The sequence below is a fragment of the Mesorhizobium sp. CO1-1-8 genome (assembly GCF_020164875.1).
Classification (GTDB): domain Bacteria; phylum Pseudomonadota; class Alphaproteobacteria; order Rhizobiales; family Rhizobiaceae; genus Mesorhizobium.
Window position 1 is genome coordinate 48,995 of the sequence record NZ_JAIUGZ010000008.1, and the last position, 16,092, is coordinate 65,086.

Here is a 16,092-nt window from a genome sequence, read left to right on the forward strand (position 1 = left end):
TTGCCTTCACCCGGTGCCTAATGTTTCAGGGATAACGCGTTCTGAACGCGAACGATTCGGTGATGGGCAGGGCACAGGACGAAGGCCATGACCGGGGAAGCCACACTCAAGGAAGTCATCGCGAGGCTGGGCAAGGCCATCGAGGGGCTGGAAAACGCCGTCGCGGCCAAGCTCGAGCATGAACGCGACTACTCCGAAGCCGAGGCCGAGGTGCAGCGGATGAACGCCGATCGCTCGCGGCTGGCGCAGGAACTCGACAATTCCGAAGCGCGCGCCGAACGGCTGGAAGACGCCAACAAGGAAGTCTCGCGACGTTTGGTGACCGCCATGGAAACCATCCGCGCCGTGTTGGACAGATAGGAGCTGGCCCGATGGCACAGGTCACGGTTTCAATCGACGGCAAGCAGTATCGCATGGCCTGCGACGAGGGCCAGGAAGAGCATCTGATCGACCTTGCCGAGCGCTTCGACCGCTATGTTTCGCACCTGAAGGACTCGTTCGGCGAGATCGGCGATCAGCGGCTGACCGTGATGGCCGGCATCATGGTGATGGATGAACTCTCGGAGTTGCAGAAACGCGTCAAGGGCATGGAAAGCGAAGTGCTGACCTTGCGCAAGACCCGCGACGAGGCTCTGACCAAGGCCGACAAGAGCGATAGCGTGCTCACCAACGCGCTCGGCGCGCTGGCGCAGCGCATGGAAGACCTGGCGACTACGTTGGCGGTCAACAAAGCCTGAAGGCCTGCCACGGTTGCCGGTTCAGGCGCTATGCCCCCAGGTCCAACTCCGTCTTGCTAAGCCGTTTTCCGGAAGCCGGGATGTTTCGAGCGCCACCGCTTCGGTGGTTGCCTAGAAAATTCCTGCCGTCGCTGCCATGAAGGACAGAAATTTTTCGCAGTCGCCGCCGTCGCTGGCCTTAAGCGTTTTGTAGGTCGCTGCCGAGGGTGCTAGAAAGGTGCCCAGCCGCGGCAGTGGGTTTGCGGCATTGTCACAGGGTAGGGATAAGCTATGAGCCTTCGTATCAACGACATCGCGCCGGACTTCACCGCCGAGACCACACAGGGGACGATCAACTTCCATGAGTGGATCGGTGACGGTTGGGCGATCCTGTTCAGCCACCCGAAGAATTTCACCCCGGTCTGCACGACCGAGCTTGGCACGATGGCCGGGCTGGAAGGCGAGTTCAAGAAGCGCAACGTCAAGATCATCGGCATTTCGGTCGATCCGGTCGCGAGCCACGACAAGTGGCAGGACGACATCAAGACGGCGACCGGCCATTCGGTGACGTACCCGCTGATCGGCGACAAGGACCTCAAGGTCGCCAAGCTCTACGACATGCTGCCGGGCGGCGCCGGCGAGACGTCGGAGGGCCGCACGCCGGCCGACAACGCCACGGTGCGCTCGGTCTACGTCATCGGACCGGACAAGAAGATCAAGCTGGTGCTGACCTACCCGATGACCACGGGTCGCAACTTCGACGAAATCCTGCGCGCGGTCGATTCCATGCAGCTCACCGCCAAGCACCAGGTGGCGACGCCGGCGAACTGGAAGCAGGGCGAGGACGTCATCATCACTGCCGCCGTTTCCAATGAGGATGCGATCAAGCGTTTCGGCGCCTACGAGACCATCCTGCCCTATCTCAGGAAGACCAAGCAGCCATCCGCCTAGCTGTTTCGATTTTCGTACTTTTCCGGCAAGGCGTGCTTGACGAGTGCGTCTTGCCAGACAACCATGCTCTTGGTTTGCGGTGGCGGAGTAAATCATCCCTCTTCCGCCAAGGGATGGGGAAGCCGGAATTGGACGTTGCTTTGGCAAAGCCTGCGGTCACCGGCCTTTACGACAAGCCGACCGGCTCCATCCAGTACGTCGTCGCCGACCAGGCGACGAAACGCTGCGCCATCATCGATCCGATCCTCGATTTCGACGAGAAATCCGGTGCTACGGCAACGACGAATGCCGATGTCCTGCTCGACTTCGTCAGCGAGCAGGGGCTGAGCGTCGAATGGATCCTCGACACCCATCCGCACGCCGATCATTTCTCGGCGGCGCACTATTTGAGAGAGAAGACCGGAGCGCCGACAGCGATTGGCGACAGGGTCGTCGACGTCCAGAATTTGTGGAAGGCGATTTATAACTGGCCGGATTTTCCCGCCGACGGTTCGCAGTGGGACAGGCTGTTTGCGGAGGGCGAAACCTTTCGGATCGGCACCCTGCCGGTCAGGGTGCTGTTCTCGCCCGGGCACACGCTGGCCTCGATCACTTATGTGGTTGGTGACGCCGCTTTCATTCACGACACGCTGTTCATGCCCGACAGCGGCACGGCGAGGACGGATTTTCCCGGCGGCAGTGCCGCGCGGCTTTGGCACTCGATCCAGGGCATCCTGGCGCTGCCCGACGAGACGCGCGTCTTTGTCGGCCATGACTACCAGGCCGGCGGGCGCGAACCTTTGTGGGAAAGCACGGTCGCCATACAGAAGGCGACCAACACCCATCTTGCTGCCGCCCGCAGCGAGGCCGAGTTCGTCTCCCTGCGCGAGGCGCGCGACAGGACGCTGCCGATGCCGAGGCTGATCCTGCATGCGCTGCAGGTCAACATGAATGGCGGGAGGCTGCCCGAACCCGAAGCGAATGGCCGGCGGTACCTGAAATTTCCACTGGACGGGCTGTGAGGGGTATTTTTTGTGGCGCCGGTGAAGCTGCCGATCCTCCCACCTGGGGGGAGATTGGCTGTCGACCCCGTTTTCGCCAACCGCCATTGCAGTCCGCTACAAAAAAGGCGGCGTCGGTTTCCCGACGCCGCCTTATATTCTCAACCGAACCCTGCCCTTAAGCCGCGGGTTGCGCCTCAATCGTACGCAGCGCCTGGGTCTGGCGCTTGGCGGCAGCCTTGACCGCATCCTGCACCTTCTCGAAGGCGCGCACCTCGATCTGGCGCACGCGCTCGCGGCTGATGTCGAACTCGGACGACAGCTCTTCCAGCGTCAGCGGCTCCTCGGCGAGGCGACGGGCCTCGAAGATGCGCCGCTCGCGCTCGTTGAGCACGGCAAGAGCGCCCGACAGCATGCCGCGCCGGTTTTCCAGTTCGTCCTGCTCGATCAGCATCTCTTCCTGGCTTTCGTGGTCGTCGACCAGCCAGTCCTGCCACTCGCCGGACTCACCTTCGCTCGCCCGGATCGGGGCATTGAGCGAGGCGTCGCCCGACAGGCGGCGGTTCATCGACACCACTTCGGCTTCGGAAACGTTCAGCCTGGTGGCGATCTCCGCGATCTGGTCGGGCTTCAAGTCGCCGTCGTCGAGCGCCTGGATCTTGCCCTTCACCTTGCGCAGGTTGAAGAACAGGCGCTTCTGGTTGGCGGTCGTGCCCATCTTGACCAGGCTCCACGAGCGCAGGATGTATTCCTGGATCGAGGCCTTGATCCACCACATGGCGTAGGTCGCGAGGCGGAAGCCACGCTCGGGTTCGAATTTCTTGACGGCCTGCATAAGGCCGACATTGCCTTCCGAGATCACTTCGCCGATCGGCAGGCCATAGCCGCGATAGCCCATGGCGATCTTGGCGACGAGCCTGAGGTGGCTGGTGACGAGCTTGTGCGCGGCGGAAGTGTCTTCATGCTCGGCGTAGCGCTTGGCGAGCATGTACTCTTCCTGCGGCTGCAGCATGGGAAAGCGGCGGATTTCTTCCAGGTAGCGGCTGAGGCCGCCTTCGCCGGAAACGATACTGGGTAGTGACTGGGCCATGATAGCGCCCCCTCTCTATTGGAGTGATGCCCCCGAAACGCGGCGGGCATGTGACGCGAGCACCAAAAGGCTCGCCCGCGACATCAGATCTTATACAGGAACAAAACCAGAAAAGACAGGCATTTGTTCAACACGAAACAGTGTGTCACGCTGAAGTGAACAATGTCAGTCAGGTTTTTTGATGGCTGTTGGTGACGGGGTTCAGAGTTTGCGGAAGCCGCCGACGAGTTCCTCCATGTCCCTCGGTAACGGCGCCTCGAACCTCATCGTTAGATGGGTAGTGGGGTGGCGAAATGCAAGGAGCCAGGCATGCAAAGCTTGCCGGGGAAATGCCTTGACCTGACTTTTCAAGGGTTCGGGCAGCCGGTTTCCCTTGGTGCGGAAGGCTTGGCCATAATCGGGGTCGCCGATAACCGGATGGCCGATATGCGCCATGTGGACACGGATCTGGTGGGTGCGGCCGGTCTCCAGCCGGCATTCGACAAGGCTGGCCATGGCGAACTCCTGTTGGCTCTCGCCGAAGCGCTCCTGCACGGCGAAGTGGGTGACCGCATGGCGCGCGTCGTCGCGTCCTTCCGGTACCACGGCACGGCGCACGCGGTCGGCGGCGCGGCCGAGCGGCGCGTCGACCCTTCCGGTCGGCCTCTGCGGTATGCCCCAGACCAACGCCAGATAGGCACGTTCGAGATCCCCGGTCAGGCCGTGATCGGCGAAAGCCTCGGACAGCGACTTGTGGGCGCGGTCGGTCTTGGCGACCACCATGACGCCGCTGGTCTCCTTGTCGAGGCGGTGGACGATGCCTGGCCGCCGCACACCGCCGATGCCCGAAAGGCTGTCGCCGCAATGATGGATCAGCGCATTGACCAGCGTGCCGGTCCAGTTGCCGGCGCCGGGGTGCACGACAAGCCCGGCCGGCTTGTTGATGACGATCAGCTCGTCGTCCTCATAGAGCACATCGAGCGCGATGTTCTCGCCCTGCGGTTCCGCCGGCTCCGGTTCCGGCATGGTAACCGACACGCTTTCGCCCGGCGCCATCTTGCGCTTGGTTTCGTCGACAGGCTTGCCGTCGACCGAGACCGCGCCCTGCCTGATCAGCATCTGCACGCGGCTGCGTGACATGTCCGGACCAAGCCTTGCCGTCAGCCACTGGTCGAGGCGCTGACCGGCCGCATCCGCATCTGCCACCAGCACGGTCGGTACCGCCTCTATCAATTCAGGGGCCTCTTCGCTATGAGCGCTCATTGAAAAACCGTTCCGGAACTTGTTTTGCCATGGCCAGCCCGATCGCCGAAGAAGACCAGGATAAGCCGCTCGACCCCGAGGTCGAAAAGGTGCGCAGGAAACTCGTCCGCTTCGTCGGGATCAATCTCGGCCTGCTGTTCCTCGCCCTTATGGTGGTGATCGGCGCCCTTGTCTACAAAGCGCGCAATGCACCGCCGGCGAACCCGCCGCTGGCCGGAGATATCCAGACACCCGCCGGCGAACCGGTCAGCGGCGACATCGTGCTGCCGGTCGGCGCCAAGGTGGTCAGCCAGTCGCTGTCCGGCAATCGTGTCTCGATCGATGCCGAGCTTGCCGACGGCAGCCGCACGATCTTCGTCTACGATGTCGCCGAGCGCCGCCTGGTCGGCCGCTTTGCGATCCGCAACAAGTGACCGAGCCGCAACGATGAGCGGCAGCAGGCCAATGAGCAAGCCTCAGGGATGAGCGGGTTCGCCGAGCATCGTCGCGTCGCCACGGTCGCGCTGGTCGTCGCCAACTATGACGAGGCGATCGCCTGGTATGTCGAGAGGCTGGGGTTCCTGCTCGTCGAAAATGTCGATCTCGGCGGCGGCAAGCGCTGGGTCACAGTGGCGCCGGCCAAGGGGCAGGGCGCCAGGCTGCTGCTGGCCGAGGCTTCCGACGAAGCACAGAGCAAAAGCATCGGCAACCAGACCGGCGGGCGTGTCTTCCTGTTCCTGGAAACCGACGACTTTGCCCGCGACCACGCGGCGATGCTGGAGAAGGGCGTCGAATTCCGCGAAGCACCGCGCTTCGAGCCCTACGGCACGGTGGCAATTTTCGCCGACCTGCATGGCAATCTCTGGGATCTGATCGAACCGAAGCGATAGGTTGACGGCCGGCTTTTCCCTGGCAAGGGAAAGCGGCCTAACCCCAGTTGCTTTTTCCCAGCGCTCAGCCTATATCGCCGGTTCTTGAACGCGCCCATCGTCTAGCGGTCAGGACACCGCCCTCTCACGGCGGGAACAGGGGTTCGATTCCCCTTGGGCGTACCAGATTTTTCGACAAATTACAGGATGCCGTCGATTTCATTTCTGAAGTCGACGACCTTCGATACTGCGGCGTTCGGGAAACCCGCTCTGCACGGTAGCCGCAACCTTGAAGATTCCAGTGGCACCAACGACTCCGGCCTTCATTGCATTCGTCTGGCAAATGTTAACGGAGCCGAAACCGAGAACTTTAACGTCCCCGCAACTCACGGCGATATATTAGTTATCACTTTAGTAGCTGCGGGAGGTTGAAATGCAGAAAATAGCCTATCGTTTCGCTTGGGACGAGTCTGGCGCAACCGCGATCGAGTATGGCTTGATCGCGGCTCTTATCGCGCTGGCGATCATCACTGGCGCCGGGGCGCTGGGCAATTCGCTCAACGGGATGTTTACGAACGTCGGCACTACGATCAACAGCAGCGGCTCGTAAGTCGGTACATCAATTCGGTCGGCCATCGACCGGACTCGTCGACCTCAGCCTCCGAGAGCGTAGCGTGTACGTCCTTCCGATGCCGGGCATCGGAAGGACGTACGGCGCACTCTCAATCAGTCAGCTTTATCCGTTGCGTCGGCGCGTTCGTCTGGCGCCGCGGGGCCGTTTGCATTAGCATCACGTCACGGATCCTGAGGTACGGCTCCAGCGGCGCGCAGAACGCCGCGCTGTCCGGACGGCCAGTTTTGATGCCGTGGGGAGGAAGGCCAATGCAGAAGCTGCAATCGCAGGGGGTCCATCACATCACGCTGGTCGGCGCCGGGCGCCAGACCTCTATCGATTTCTGGGAAGGCGTGCTCGGCATGCCGTTCATCTTCGAGCAGCCCAATCTCGACAAGCCGAGGGAAAGCCACCTCTATTTCGATCCCGGTGACGGCCGGCTGATCACCATCTTTACCGACGAGAGCCGCACACCGGAGAGACGGCGCACGCCGACCGATCCGGGCTGTGTCCACCACATCGCCTTTTCGGTGTCGCGCGTCACCTTCCTGCAGGCGGTCCCCCGGCTCGACGAGCGCGGCATCAAGCACAGCGGCGTGAAGGATCGCGGTTTCATGGATTCGATCTATTTCGAGGATCCGCTCGGCCTGCTGATCGAGTTGGCGTCCTACCGCTTCGAGCCGCCGGCGGGCTTAACCCATGCCGATGTGCTGATGGAAGCGCACAAGATCCGGGTCGCGCGCGGCGACTACAACATCGCCGAAGTGCATCTCGCCGATGCGATCCAGGCGCTCGTCGAGCGTTCCCGCGCCACCTTGTCGGATGATCGGGCAGCGAAGAACCCATACTGAACACGCCAGAGGGAGGAACAACAAGATGGCCAAGACAGCGACGAAGACGGGCGCGAAATCCGCGGCCAAAGCTGCCGCCAAGCCGGCGGCGAAAGCCGCGGCAAAACCAAAAGCCAAGGCAGCCGCCAAGCCTGCGGCGACGGCGACGGCAAAAGCCGCGCCCAGGGCCAAGGCCAAGCCGGCCAAGAAGCCGGCGCTAAAGCTCAGCATGCTGAAGCCCAGCGTCAACAACATGACCGTGCGGGTGTTTGCACGCGCGGCCGGTTTCGACCATGCCGAGACCGATGCCTGGGGCCACACCCGTTCGCCGGAATTCATGGCGCGAAATCCCGCCCATTTGACACCGATGATCGAGGACAAGGGCCTCCCCAGAGGCGTGTTGTGGGAAAGCTGCGCCATCATGCAGTATCTCGCCAACAAGCACGGGCTGGAGAAATTCTATCCAAAGGCGCCGGCCAAGCGGGCGATGGTCGACAGTGCCATGTTCTACCTGATCGGTACGCTCTACCCCTATGTTGCGCGCGCCACCTATCCGGCGCTCGGCTTCCCGCACTATGCCGGCGAGGTCGGCCACAGCGACGCCCACCCCGACAAGAAGTCCGAAGCCCAGAAGGCGGCGATGGCGGCGATCGCCGAGCCGCTGGAGGTCTTCCATAGCTTCTTCAGGGACGGCAAGCCGTTCATCGGCGGCAAGAACCCGTCGATCGCCGATATCCGCCTGGCGGCCACGCTCGAATTCCTGGCCGTCATCGACTATGCCTTGCCCAAATGGGCTGATGACTATCTGGCGGCGATCGAGAAGAAGCTCGGCAAGGCCTATAGCGAGCCGGCCGGCGACGTGCGCGGCTACATCGCCCATGTGAAATCGCAGGCCAAGGCCTGAGGTTAGGGATTCGTTAACCAAAGCCCTGTCTACTGCAGGCAATTCGCTTTCGGCCCGCGACCACGGATGTACTGGCGCAGAACGTCGTAGCGATAGGAAAGGTCGGCGCAATGCCGGCCTTTTTGCTTTTCGAACGCCGTCTCTTTGTTCGACGCAGTTCCATGCGCTTTTCTCGGAAAACCGTTTCACACTTTCCATTACTCTATCGCCGGGCGTGATCGAGCAGCGATCAGGTCACGCAAGCCTCGGCCGCTGTCGCTTTTTTTGGCGTCAACTTTTGCGGAGAGATATTGTCATCGCCGGCGTTGGCCCTACCATCCATTTCGGCAGTCCGGCATGGATTGTCGGGGCGCGATGAGGGCTGGCGATGAAAAGCGTTGCGAGGCGGGTTGCGGTTGCGGGCGCGATGCTGGCGAGCGCCGTTCATCCTTCAAATGCGGCTGAACTGAACACCATGGACGACGTCGGGACCGCCATTCAGGCATGCTGGACACCGCCGGCGGATGCCGGAACCGCCAGCGTCACCTTGAGCTTCAGCTTCAAGCGGGACGGCACGCTGATCGGCCCACCGAGGCCGACAGCCATCAAGGTGGATGGCGATGCCAAAGCGAAAAAGTCATTTGTCGATACCGCAACAACGGCCTTGCAGAATTGCCTCCCCTGACGTTCTCGGCGAAGCTGGCGCAAGGGATCGCCGGCAACGTGTTCACGTTGCAATTCGCTTCTCCCAAGTAAGCCTCATCGTCGGCTCAGTGGTGACTGCGCCTTGCCTCGGCATGCCGGGCAAGATCGGGTGTCTCGAAGACGTAGTCGCTCCAGGCTGATTCCGGAACCTGGCCGGCCAGATAGCATTCCAGCAACAGGCTTTGCTCGGGATCGAGAGGCCTAGGCGCGCGCTGGTCCAGCCCCAGCGAGTGAAACAGGTTTCTTGTCAGGTCCGAGACGGTGAAGTGGATCGACATCTGCGTTCTCCCTTTGGTTCTTCAACGCGGAAGGCCGGGCAAAGGTTTCGCACGCCTGGCGATAATGGCGCATCGATCTCGGTCCGCTACGTTGCAGGCTTGCGCTTTCTTTCGAGGTTCGTCTCAATCTTGAAATAAAAATGTAATATCGAATTTACACGAGGTGACATAATACAATAGACAAAAGGTTATTCAGGTTGAAGCCCTTGAGATCATTAGAATTTACTCATGTAGCTGAAGCTTGGTGAATTGATGGACTGTAATTCCAGGTTCTCCGCAAAAAGGACCGAGTTGTCCCGATGATCCGTTTCTGGCCTTCCATGATGGTCGCATTGATTTCGCTGGCGTCGGTTTTGTTCGGTACGCTTTCGTCCTATGCGGACAGCTGCGGCGCGATCAGAAGCCAGTTGCTTTCGGCTGGCCGCAGCAACGGGGCGAGCCCGGAGCTTGCTCAACTGCGCCGGCAACTTGCAGCCATCCAGACTATCGAGAGACAGCGCCAGTGCACGGCGAAAAGTTCTCTTGGTGGTCTCTTCAACGCTTGCGCCGATCTCGCCAGGAGCCGCTCGGATGTGCAGCGCCGGATCGCTGCCGCCGGGAATCCAGGCCGCGACACAGCGGGCCTGCAGGCGCGCCTCGTGGCGCTTGGCTGCGCGCCTTCGGCAAAGCAACGGCCTGTGCGTGCCGCGCCCGGCACCCAATCGGCGAGCACCACGTTCGCCGGCAATGCGATGCTGTTTTGCGTGCGTCTGTCGGACGGGTATTTCTTCCCGGCGCCAAGGTCGCAATTCGCCGCCAGCGGCGATCTGAAGGAGACGGCCGATCAATGCCGTTACATCTGCGATGACCCCAGCGTCGACCTCTACACGTTGAGCGACGCCAGCCTCGAAACCGACCAGATGATCGCGCTCGACACGCGCAAACCCTATACCGAGCTGCCGGCAGCCTTCAGGTATCGCGATGATGCGAATTTCAAGGCATGCGACGTCAAGCGGTACTACCAGCGGGTCACCGAACTGCGAGCCAGGACCGTGACGCCCGCCAACATGCGCAATGCCATTATTCCGCTGCCGACGGCAAAGCCGGATCTCGGTACGGTTGCAGCTGTTCCTGGGATCGATGTCGAAGCCCCAGGTGCCGCCCAGCATCTTTCGATCGGGGCCGGCGAGCGGTCGGTGCGCGTGGTCGGCCCGGCGTTTTTCCCAGCCGAATAATCGCCGGCCTTGCTCGGTGGCGATCATCGGTTGCGGCGTGCCTGCTGCGGTGCGGTTGCGTGATCCGTCTGGAACAGAGGGGCGCTCACGGCGTTGTGATCGACATCAGCCGGGAGAAACGCCGTGGCTACGTTCAGGGAAATGCGGGTGCTGGAGATCGTCGAAGACGACTCGCTGACCACCGAACAGAAAATCGCCGAACTGCGCGAGATAGAATCCGAGGCGCGTGGGCTGCAGCGGGCTGCCTCGGAGGGTCCGATGGACGACGATGATGGCTGGCAGGAAGATCTGCGTCAGGTTCGTCTCGCACTCGACAAGCTCGGTGCGAAGGAGCCGAAAAAGGGCGCTGCTTCACTGTGATGGCAGGTTCACCGAGCTATCCGCGGATCGCGTCTTGTTCGATCGAATCCATCCTAAAAGCGGGTCCCGCTTAGGACCAAGCTTCAATCTAATCGCAGACCATGCGAGCTCTCTTGCCAGGCTCGCTGACGTTCCTGCAGGTCAGCGGTTTCGCCGGCGCCGATAGGGACGCAGATGCAGGCAACCTCGTCTGTTGCCGTCTCGGCGCGGCATGGCTGAGCTTGCGCTCGGAAAAACGCCGGGGTGGCTGCGGCGCCACCGGAAAGGCACCGTTTTCGACCTCGGCTTGCCCATAGTCGACATTCGCTGGCGGCCGGTCCCAGAAGCGCCGGACATCGAGCGGTCTCGGGATGACGACCGTGCCGTCATAACTGCGCGAGCAACCGCCGCCGAAAAGTAGCGCCAGCCCCATGAAAAAAGGCACAATCCGTCCAAGCATCAGCAATACCCCTGCCGTTGCTTATATAGCGGGTTCGACCCCGCCGACAACCGGCGGAATGAAGCAGACCGCGCCGCGCAATCGTGGCTAACCGACCGTTAAGGTTAGCGGATCCTTAATGCTTCTCGGGCACATTCCGCCGACGAACCGCGGAGGAGGGTTCGGCCTTGGTTTTCGGGGTGGGGACGGCATGGCGGAAGCGGACGAAACAATCGGCGCGCGCGGCAAGCGCGGGCCTCGCAGGTCCACAGCGCGTGGCGACGATGCATCATCGTCCGCCTCTTGCATGGATTCGAACGATGCGCTTCGCCAACTCGTCGAAGCCGGTTCCGACTGGGTCTGGGAGACGGACGCCGAACTGCGCTTCTCCTGGCTTTCGCAAAATTACCGGGCAGCCACCGGCATCGATCCGGCAAATGTGCTTGGCCGGTTCCGCTTCGACTTCCTCAACCAGGTCCTGAACAGTGGCGCCCCGCATCTGGAGGATCTGCAGGCGCACCGGCCTTTTCGCGACTTCGTCTACGAACTCAAGGGCGGCAACGCCGACTGCCGCTGGGTCTTGACGTCTGGCTTTCCAAAGTTCGACGACGAAGGAAGATTTGCCGGTTATCGCGGCATCGGCCGCAACGTCACGGCATTGGCCGGCGCCTTCAAAGGTCCGGGGCCGGAACCATCGGCCGACGGCGAGCCCGACCAGCATCTGGCCGACCTCGAGCGGACGATGGACGCCATGCATATGGGCGTCGTGCTTCTCGATGCCAGGCTCGACACCCTGATCGTCAACAAGGCCTATCGCGACCTCTCGAGAATTCCGGATGGCGCTGTTAGCGTCGGCGCTCCGTTCAGCCTGTTGATGGAGCTCAACCGCCGCAACGGCATCTATGGCGACATCGACGAACAGCAATGGCAGCGCTACCTCGCCACTCGCCTCGACGAGATTCGCGCCGGATCCGTCGCGCCGCGCGAATTTGTCCATGCCAACGGCAGGACGATGATGTTCTCGGTGACGGCGTTGTCCGGGGGCAAGCGGCTGCTGACCTATTATGAGGTCACCGAGATCAAGCAGCGCGATGCGGAGATCAAAAGCGCCAATGCCAAGATCGCAGAGACCTTCGTCAGTCTCCGCACTATGGTCGACCAGATGCCGATCGGTGTCCTCGTCCTCGACGCCGATATGCGCGCCGAGATCATCAACCGTGCTTTCTATGATTTCTGGCAGATCGACGCCCGACGCGCCGAGATTGGCTGCAGCTTCCGCGATCTGATGGACGCCAGCCGCGACATCGATCCGTTTGGTGCCGACGATGCGTCATGGCAGCGGCATGTCGCCGAGCGCGAGGCGGAAATCAGGGCCGGGATCGCCGCGGCGCGGCAGTTCCCGCGCAATGACGGCCGCACGCTGATATCGTCGATGGCGCCGCTGGCCGGCGGCAAGCGGCTGATCTCTTATGTCGACGTCACCGAAATGAAGGACCGGGAGGCCGAACTTGCCGACGCGCTGGAGAAAGCGCGGCTGGCGGAAGCGGTGATCAACGCCGTCAAGGATCCGATCTTCGTCAAGGACGACCATCTGCGTTTCGTCTTCGTCAACGAGGCGTTCGCGGCTCTGTTTGGCCAGACGCCGCAAGCCATGCTCGGCAAGCCCGGCGGCGATTTCCTTACCACAAAGGACACCGCGCTTTTCGAGCAGAGCGAACGTGACGTCCTTGCCACCGGGCGGCCGTACGAAGTGGAAGAGAATTTCGAGGCCGATGGCGCCAGCCGCTCGCGCATCGTCAGGAAGAGCCGCGTCGGCATGGCCAGCGGCCGCAACTACGTTGCCGGTTTCCTGTTCGACATTTCCGACATGAAGCGCCGCGAGATCGAGGCCGAGGACGCGCGCAAGCATCTCGCCAGCGTGCTGGAATCCTTGCCGGCCGCCGTGATCATCTACGATCGCGACGACAGGTTCGTGTTCGCCAACCGCAAGATCCAGGATACGCTGCCGGCCTTGAAGCCGGCATGGCAGCCCGGCTGTACATTCCGCGAAGCGCTCGTGCTGGGCCATGCGAACGGCTATTTCCGCAACAGCGGCGATCCGCAAATCGATCAGCTCTACGACAGCGATCATGACCGCTGGCTTGACGCGATCCTCGCCCGCTACCGCTTGCCCAATTCCTGCTACGAGCGTCATAACCCCGACGGCCGCTGGTACCAGGTCTACGACATGCGGACCGATGACGGCACCTTCATCGGTGTTCGCGTCGACATCTCCGAGATCAAGAGCCGCGAGGCGGCATTGCGCGATTCCATGCGCCAGATCGACCTGTTCCGGCACGTGATGGACGAGTTGCCGGTGGCCGCCTTCATCAAGGCGCAGGATCTGAGCATCGAATTCGTCAACAAGGCCTGGTGCGCGATCACCGGCTTGGCCAAGGAGGATGTCATCGGCCGCACCGACCGGCAGTTGTTCGGTACGCAGGACGCCGATGGCTACAGCCATGACGACACACAAGTCGCCGTGACGGGGATCGTCAAGGAGGTCGAGGAACCCGTCACCCATCGCGACGGCACGGTTCGGCAATTGATGACCCGCAAGAGCCGCCTGGTGGCATTGGACGGCTCGGTGCATCTGGTCGGTTCGAGCACCGACATCACCGACGTCAAGGCGCGCGAGCGTGCGCTGGAAGAAAGCATGCGCGAGAACGAGGTGTTCCGCAGCCTGATCGATAACGTGCCGGTATCGATCTACGCCAAGCGCTCCGATCTCAGGCAGTTCTATGTCAACAAGGGCTGGTGCGATCTCACCGGCTTCAGCAAGGAAGAGGCTATCGGCAAGACCGACATCGAGATTTTCGGGCCGGATGGCGAGGCCTTCGTCAATGGCGATCTCGCCGTGCTGCGCACCGGCGAAACCCAGGAGGTCGAGGAGACGGTGACGCTGGCCGACGGCAGCGTCAGGCATCAATTCGCCCGCAAGGGGGCGATGATCGCCTCCGACGGTTCGCTCTACCTGATTGGCTCGACCACCGACATCACCGAGCTGAAGATGCGAGAGGCCGAACTGCGTGAGGCGCGTCAGCGCGCCGTGCTCGCCGACCGCGCCAAGTCGGAATTCCTCGCCAATATGAGCCATGAGATACGCACGCCGATGAACGGCGTGCTCGGCATGGCCGAACTGCTGGCCAAATCGGACCTCGACCCGAAACAGAAGACGTTTACCGACATCATCGTGAAGTCGGGCAATGCGCTGCTCACCATCATCAACGACATACTGGACTTCTCAAAGATCGATGCCGGTCAGCTGGTGCTGGATCCGGCGCCCTTCAATCTTGCCGAGGCAATCGAGGACGTGGCGACGCTGGTGTCGACGCGCGCCAAGGAGAAGGACCTCGAGCTCATCGTGCGCGTCGAGCCTCGTCTCGAGAGCCTGTTCATAGGCGATGTCGGCCGTATCAGGCAGATCGTCACCAACCTGCTCGGCAACGCGGTGAAATTCACCGATGAAGGCCATGTGCTGGTCGACGTCACCGGCGAGAGGGTTCCAACCGGGACGAAGCTGACGATCTCGGTCACCGATACCGGTATTGGTATCCCCGAGGAGAAACTGAAACTGGTGTTCGAGAAATTCAGCCAGGTCGACACCTCGTCGACGCGGCGGCATGAGGGAACCGGCCTCGGTCTTGCCATCACCTCGCGGCTCGTCGAGCTGATGGGCGGGGACATCGGGGTCGAAAGCGCCGAAGGCAAGGGTTCGACGTTCTGGTTCTCGGTGACGCTGCCGAGAGCCGGACAGCAGAACGGACAACGCATCATGCCAATCGACGTGACCGGCGCGCGTGTGCTGATCGTCGACGACAATGCCGTCAACCGGGCGATCCTGACCGAGCAGATGACATCGTGGACGTTCGATTCCTGCGCGGCCGAAAGCGGCGCCGAAGGCCTCAAGGTGCTGATCGCCGCCGCCGCCTATGGCGTGCCGGTCGACTGCGTCGTGCTCGACTACCAGATGCCCGAAATGAGCGGGGCCGAAATGGCGCGGATCGTGCGCAACACAGCCGGTCTTGCCGGCACGCCGATCATCATGCTGACCTCGGTCGACCAGTCGCTCGCCAACACCAGCTATCGCGATCTTGGCATCGATGCACAGCTGATCAAGCCGGCGCGCTCTTCGGTGCTGCTGGAAACGCTGGTCGCCACCATCCAGCGGCATCGCCACAACGCTGGCGGCAGCGACGCGCAGCCGCTCGCTGCCGACACCGCTCCAGGCAAGTTTGCGCGGCCGCAGCCCTCGGCACCGTCCGAACAGCGTGCGCTGCTGCAGCCGCCTTCGATTCGCCCCCGGCCACCGGTGGCGGCTGGCGGCGACAGGCTGGACATCCTGGTGGCCGAGGACAATGAGGTGAACCAGATGGTGTTCACCCAGATCCTCGGCGAGACCGGTTATGGTTTCGAGATCGTCGGTAATGGCCGCAAGGCGCTCGACGCCTTCGGCCGGCTCAACCCGTGCATGATCCTGATGGATGTCTCGATGCCGGAGATGAACGGTCTCGAAGCGACCGCCGCCATTCGCCGGCTGGAGGAAGAAACCGGCACGCATGTGCCGATCGTAGGCGTCACCGCGCATGCGCTGAAGGGCGACCGCGAGCGCTGCCTGGAGGCAGGCATGGACGACTATCTGCCCAAGCCGATCAGCCCCCGGGCGTTGCTCGAGAAGGTCGAGCGCTGGGTCGGCGCCAGCCGGCAGGCTCAGCGCAACGCCGGGTAAGGCCGATTCTGCCCGAGTGCGGGAACGCGGCGAAGATTCGCGCCCCCCGCCAGCGCCAAGACTATGGCGCGATCGCACCATATCAAAGGCGGCATCCAGCCGAGACAATGGCCACATTCGAATTCCGCTCTTCCCAGTTACGGGCGGGAGCAGCGACCGCCGGCATGAGACAGCGTCAACCTACCCCAACGGACCT

The 16,092-nt window shown here is 62.2% G+C and carries 16 protein-coding genes, 1 tRNA gene and 1 pseudogene; 14 read left to right on the plus strand and 4 right to left on the minus strand.

Features of this window, described 5'->3' with window-relative positions:
• The first annotated feature begins 87 nt into the window (after positions 1-87).
• The 4 genes from LB558_RS17330 (at position 88) to LB558_RS17345 (ending at position 2,668) form a co-directional block, all read left to right on the plus strand.
• The gene (locus LB558_RS17330; RefSeq protein ID WP_013529251.1) at positions 88-360 is read left to right on the plus strand and encodes a DUF4164 domain-containing protein; all 273 of its coding nucleotides are present in this window, start codon (positions 88-90) and stop codon (positions 358-360) included.
• A gap of 11 nt (positions 361-371) precedes the next feature.
• Positions 372-737, plus strand: a complete 366-nt coding sequence (locus LB558_RS17335; RefSeq protein ID WP_224698698.1) for a cell division protein ZapA — start codon at positions 372-374, stop codon at positions 735-737.
• Positions 738-1,007: 270 nt separating this feature from the next.
• Complete coding sequence (locus LB558_RS17340; protein ID WP_224698699.1) at positions 1,008-1,667, plus strand: peroxiredoxin; 660 nt, start codon at positions 1,008-1,010, stop codon at positions 1,665-1,667.
• A 113-nt stretch (positions 1,668-1,780) separates the two neighbouring features.
• Complete coding sequence (locus tag LB558_RS17345) at positions 1,781-2,668, plus strand: MBL fold metallo-hydrolase (protein WP_224698700.1); 888 nt, start codon at positions 1,781-1,783, stop codon at positions 2,666-2,668.
• Between the two features lie 157 nt (positions 2,669-2,825).
• On the opposite strand, the gene rpoH is transcribed toward LB558_RS17345, so the two are convergent.
• Positions 2,826-3,737, minus strand: coding sequence for an RNA polymerase sigma factor RpoH (rpoH, locus tag LB558_RS17350; protein WP_013529255.1), 912 nt, complete (start codon positions 3,735-3,737; stop codon positions 2,826-2,828).
• A gap of 201 nt (positions 3,738-3,938) precedes the next feature.
• Positions 3,939-4,979, minus strand: a complete 1,041-nt coding sequence (locus LB558_RS17355) for an RluA family pseudouridine synthase (protein WP_224698701.1) — start codon at positions 4,977-4,979, stop codon at positions 3,939-3,941.
• 29 nt (positions 4,980-5,008) lie between these two features.
• Between LB558_RS17355 and LB558_RS17360 the strand changes: the two genes are divergently transcribed.
• From LB558_RS17360 to LB558_RS17390, 7 genes and pseudogenes are all read left to right on the plus strand, one after another.
• A complete protein-coding gene (locus LB558_RS17360) occupies positions 5,009-5,392 on the plus strand; it encodes a fimbrial protein (protein WP_224698702.1) in 384 nt (127 codons plus the stop codon).
• Positions 5,393-5,440: 48 nt separating this feature from the next.
• Positions 5,441-5,848 carry a VOC family protein gene (locus LB558_RS17365; RefSeq protein WP_224698703.1) on the plus strand — a complete coding sequence of 136 codons (408 nt, stop codon included), beginning with the start codon at positions 5,441-5,443 and terminating at the stop codon, positions 5,846-5,848.
• Positions 5,849-5,938: 90 nt separating this feature from the next.
• Positions 5,939-6,013: transfer RNA gene (locus LB558_RS17370), tRNA-Glu, on the plus strand.
• 247 nt (positions 6,014-6,260) lie between these two features.
• Complete coding sequence (locus LB558_RS17375) at positions 6,261-6,437, plus strand: Flp family type IVb pilin (protein WP_224698704.1); 177 nt, start codon at positions 6,261-6,263, stop codon at positions 6,435-6,437.
• 272 nt (positions 6,438-6,709) lie between these two features.
• Positions 6,710-7,291, plus strand: coding sequence for a VOC family protein (locus LB558_RS17380; RefSeq protein ID WP_224698705.1), 582 nt, complete (start codon positions 6,710-6,712; stop codon positions 7,289-7,291).
• 25 nt (positions 7,292-7,316) lie between these two features.
• Positions 7,317-8,174 (plus strand): glutathione S-transferase family protein, encoded by an 858-nt coding sequence (locus tag LB558_RS17385; protein ID WP_224698706.1) that lies wholly within the window; start codon positions 7,317-7,319, stop codon positions 8,172-8,174.
• 367 nt (positions 8,175-8,541) lie between these two features.
• Positions 8,542-8,909 (plus strand): annotated as a pseudogene (locus LB558_RS17390) (hypothetical protein).
• A 14-nt stretch (positions 8,910-8,923) separates the two neighbouring features.
• Here LB558_RS17390 and LB558_RS17395 read toward each other — a convergent pair.
• Complete coding sequence (locus tag LB558_RS17395) at positions 8,924-9,136, minus strand: hypothetical protein (protein WP_127260450.1); 213 nt, start codon at positions 9,134-9,136, stop codon at positions 8,924-8,926.
• A 299-nt stretch (positions 9,137-9,435) separates the two neighbouring features.
• On the opposite strand from LB558_RS17395, the gene LB558_RS17400 reads away from it, so the two are divergent.
• On the plus strand, positions 9,436-10,350 hold the full coding sequence (locus LB558_RS17400; RefSeq protein ID WP_224698707.1) for a DUF2865 domain-containing protein: 915 nt from the start codon (positions 9,436-9,438) through the stop codon (positions 10,348-10,350).
• A gap of 123 nt (positions 10,351-10,473) precedes the next feature.
• A complete protein-coding gene (locus LB558_RS17405) occupies positions 10,474-10,710 on the plus strand; it encodes a hypothetical protein (protein ID WP_013529265.1) in 237 nt (78 codons plus the stop codon).
• Between the two features lie 88 nt (positions 10,711-10,798).
• Here the strand turns inward: LB558_RS17405 and LB558_RS17410 are convergent, their stop codons facing one another.
• Positions 10,799-11,149, minus strand: coding sequence for a hypothetical protein (locus tag LB558_RS17410; RefSeq protein ID WP_224698708.1), 351 nt, complete (start codon positions 11,147-11,149; stop codon positions 10,799-10,801).
• Positions 11,150-11,339: 190 nt separating this feature from the next.
• Here LB558_RS17410 and LB558_RS17415 point away from each other — a divergent pair, with 190 nt between their 5' ends.
• The gene (locus LB558_RS17415) at positions 11,340-15,896 is read left to right on the plus strand and encodes a PAS domain-containing protein (RefSeq protein ID WP_224698709.1); all 4,557 of its coding nucleotides are present in this window, start codon (positions 11,340-11,342) and stop codon (positions 15,894-15,896) included.
• The last annotated feature ends 196 nt before the right edge of the window (positions 15,897-16,092 follow it).

What these genes read in the sequence shown, in the direction of transcription:
- LB558_RS17330 (WP_013529251.1), top strand. Translation starts at nt 88, where the DNA reads ATGACCGGGGAAGCCACACTCAAGGAAGTCATCGCGAGGCTGGGCAAG.
- LB558_RS17335 (WP_224698698.1), top strand. Translation starts at nt 372, where the DNA reads ATGGCACAGGTCACGGTTTCAATCGACGGCAAGCAGTATCGCATGGCC.
- LB558_RS17340 (WP_224698699.1), top strand. Translation starts at nt 1,008, where the DNA reads ATGAGCCTTCGTATCAACGACATCGCGCCGGACTTCACCGCCGAGACC.
- LB558_RS17345 (WP_224698700.1), top strand. Translation starts at nt 1,781, where the DNA reads ATGGGGAAGCCGGAATTGGACGTTGCTTTGGCAAAGCCTGCGGTCACC.
- rpoH (WP_013529255.1), bottom strand. Translation starts at nt 3,737, where the DNA reads ATGGCCCAGTCACTACCCAGTATCGTTTCCGGCGAAGGCGGCCTCAGC.
- LB558_RS17355 (WP_224698701.1), bottom strand. Translation starts at nt 4,979, where the DNA reads ATGAGCGCTCATAGCGAAGAGGCCCCTGAATTGATAGAGGCGGTACCG.
- LB558_RS17360 (WP_224698702.1), top strand. Translation starts at nt 5,009, where the DNA reads ATGGCCAGCCCGATCGCCGAAGAAGACCAGGATAAGCCGCTCGACCCC.
- LB558_RS17365 (WP_224698703.1), top strand. Translation starts at nt 5,441, where the DNA reads ATGAGCGGGTTCGCCGAGCATCGTCGCGTCGCCACGGTCGCGCTGGTC.
- LB558_RS17375 (WP_224698704.1), top strand. Translation starts at nt 6,261, where the DNA reads ATGCAGAAAATAGCCTATCGTTTCGCTTGGGACGAGTCTGGCGCAACC.
- LB558_RS17380 (WP_224698705.1), top strand. Translation starts at nt 6,710, where the DNA reads ATGCAGAAGCTGCAATCGCAGGGGGTCCATCACATCACGCTGGTCGGC.
- LB558_RS17385 (WP_224698706.1), top strand. Translation starts at nt 7,317, where the DNA reads ATGGCCAAGACAGCGACGAAGACGGGCGCGAAATCCGCGGCCAAAGCT.
- LB558_RS17395 (WP_127260450.1), bottom strand. Translation starts at nt 9,136, where the DNA reads ATGTCGATCCACTTCACCGTCTCGGACCTGACAAGAAACCTGTTTCAC.
- LB558_RS17400 (WP_224698707.1), top strand. Translation starts at nt 9,436, where the DNA reads ATGATCCGTTTCTGGCCTTCCATGATGGTCGCATTGATTTCGCTGGCG.
- LB558_RS17410 (WP_224698708.1), bottom strand. Translation starts at nt 11,149, where the DNA reads ATGCTTGGACGGATTGTGCCTTTTTTCATGGGGCTGGCGCTACTTTTC.
- LB558_RS17415 (WP_224698709.1), top strand. Translation starts at nt 11,340, where the DNA reads ATGGCGGAAGCGGACGAAACAATCGGCGCGCGCGGCAAGCGCGGGCCT.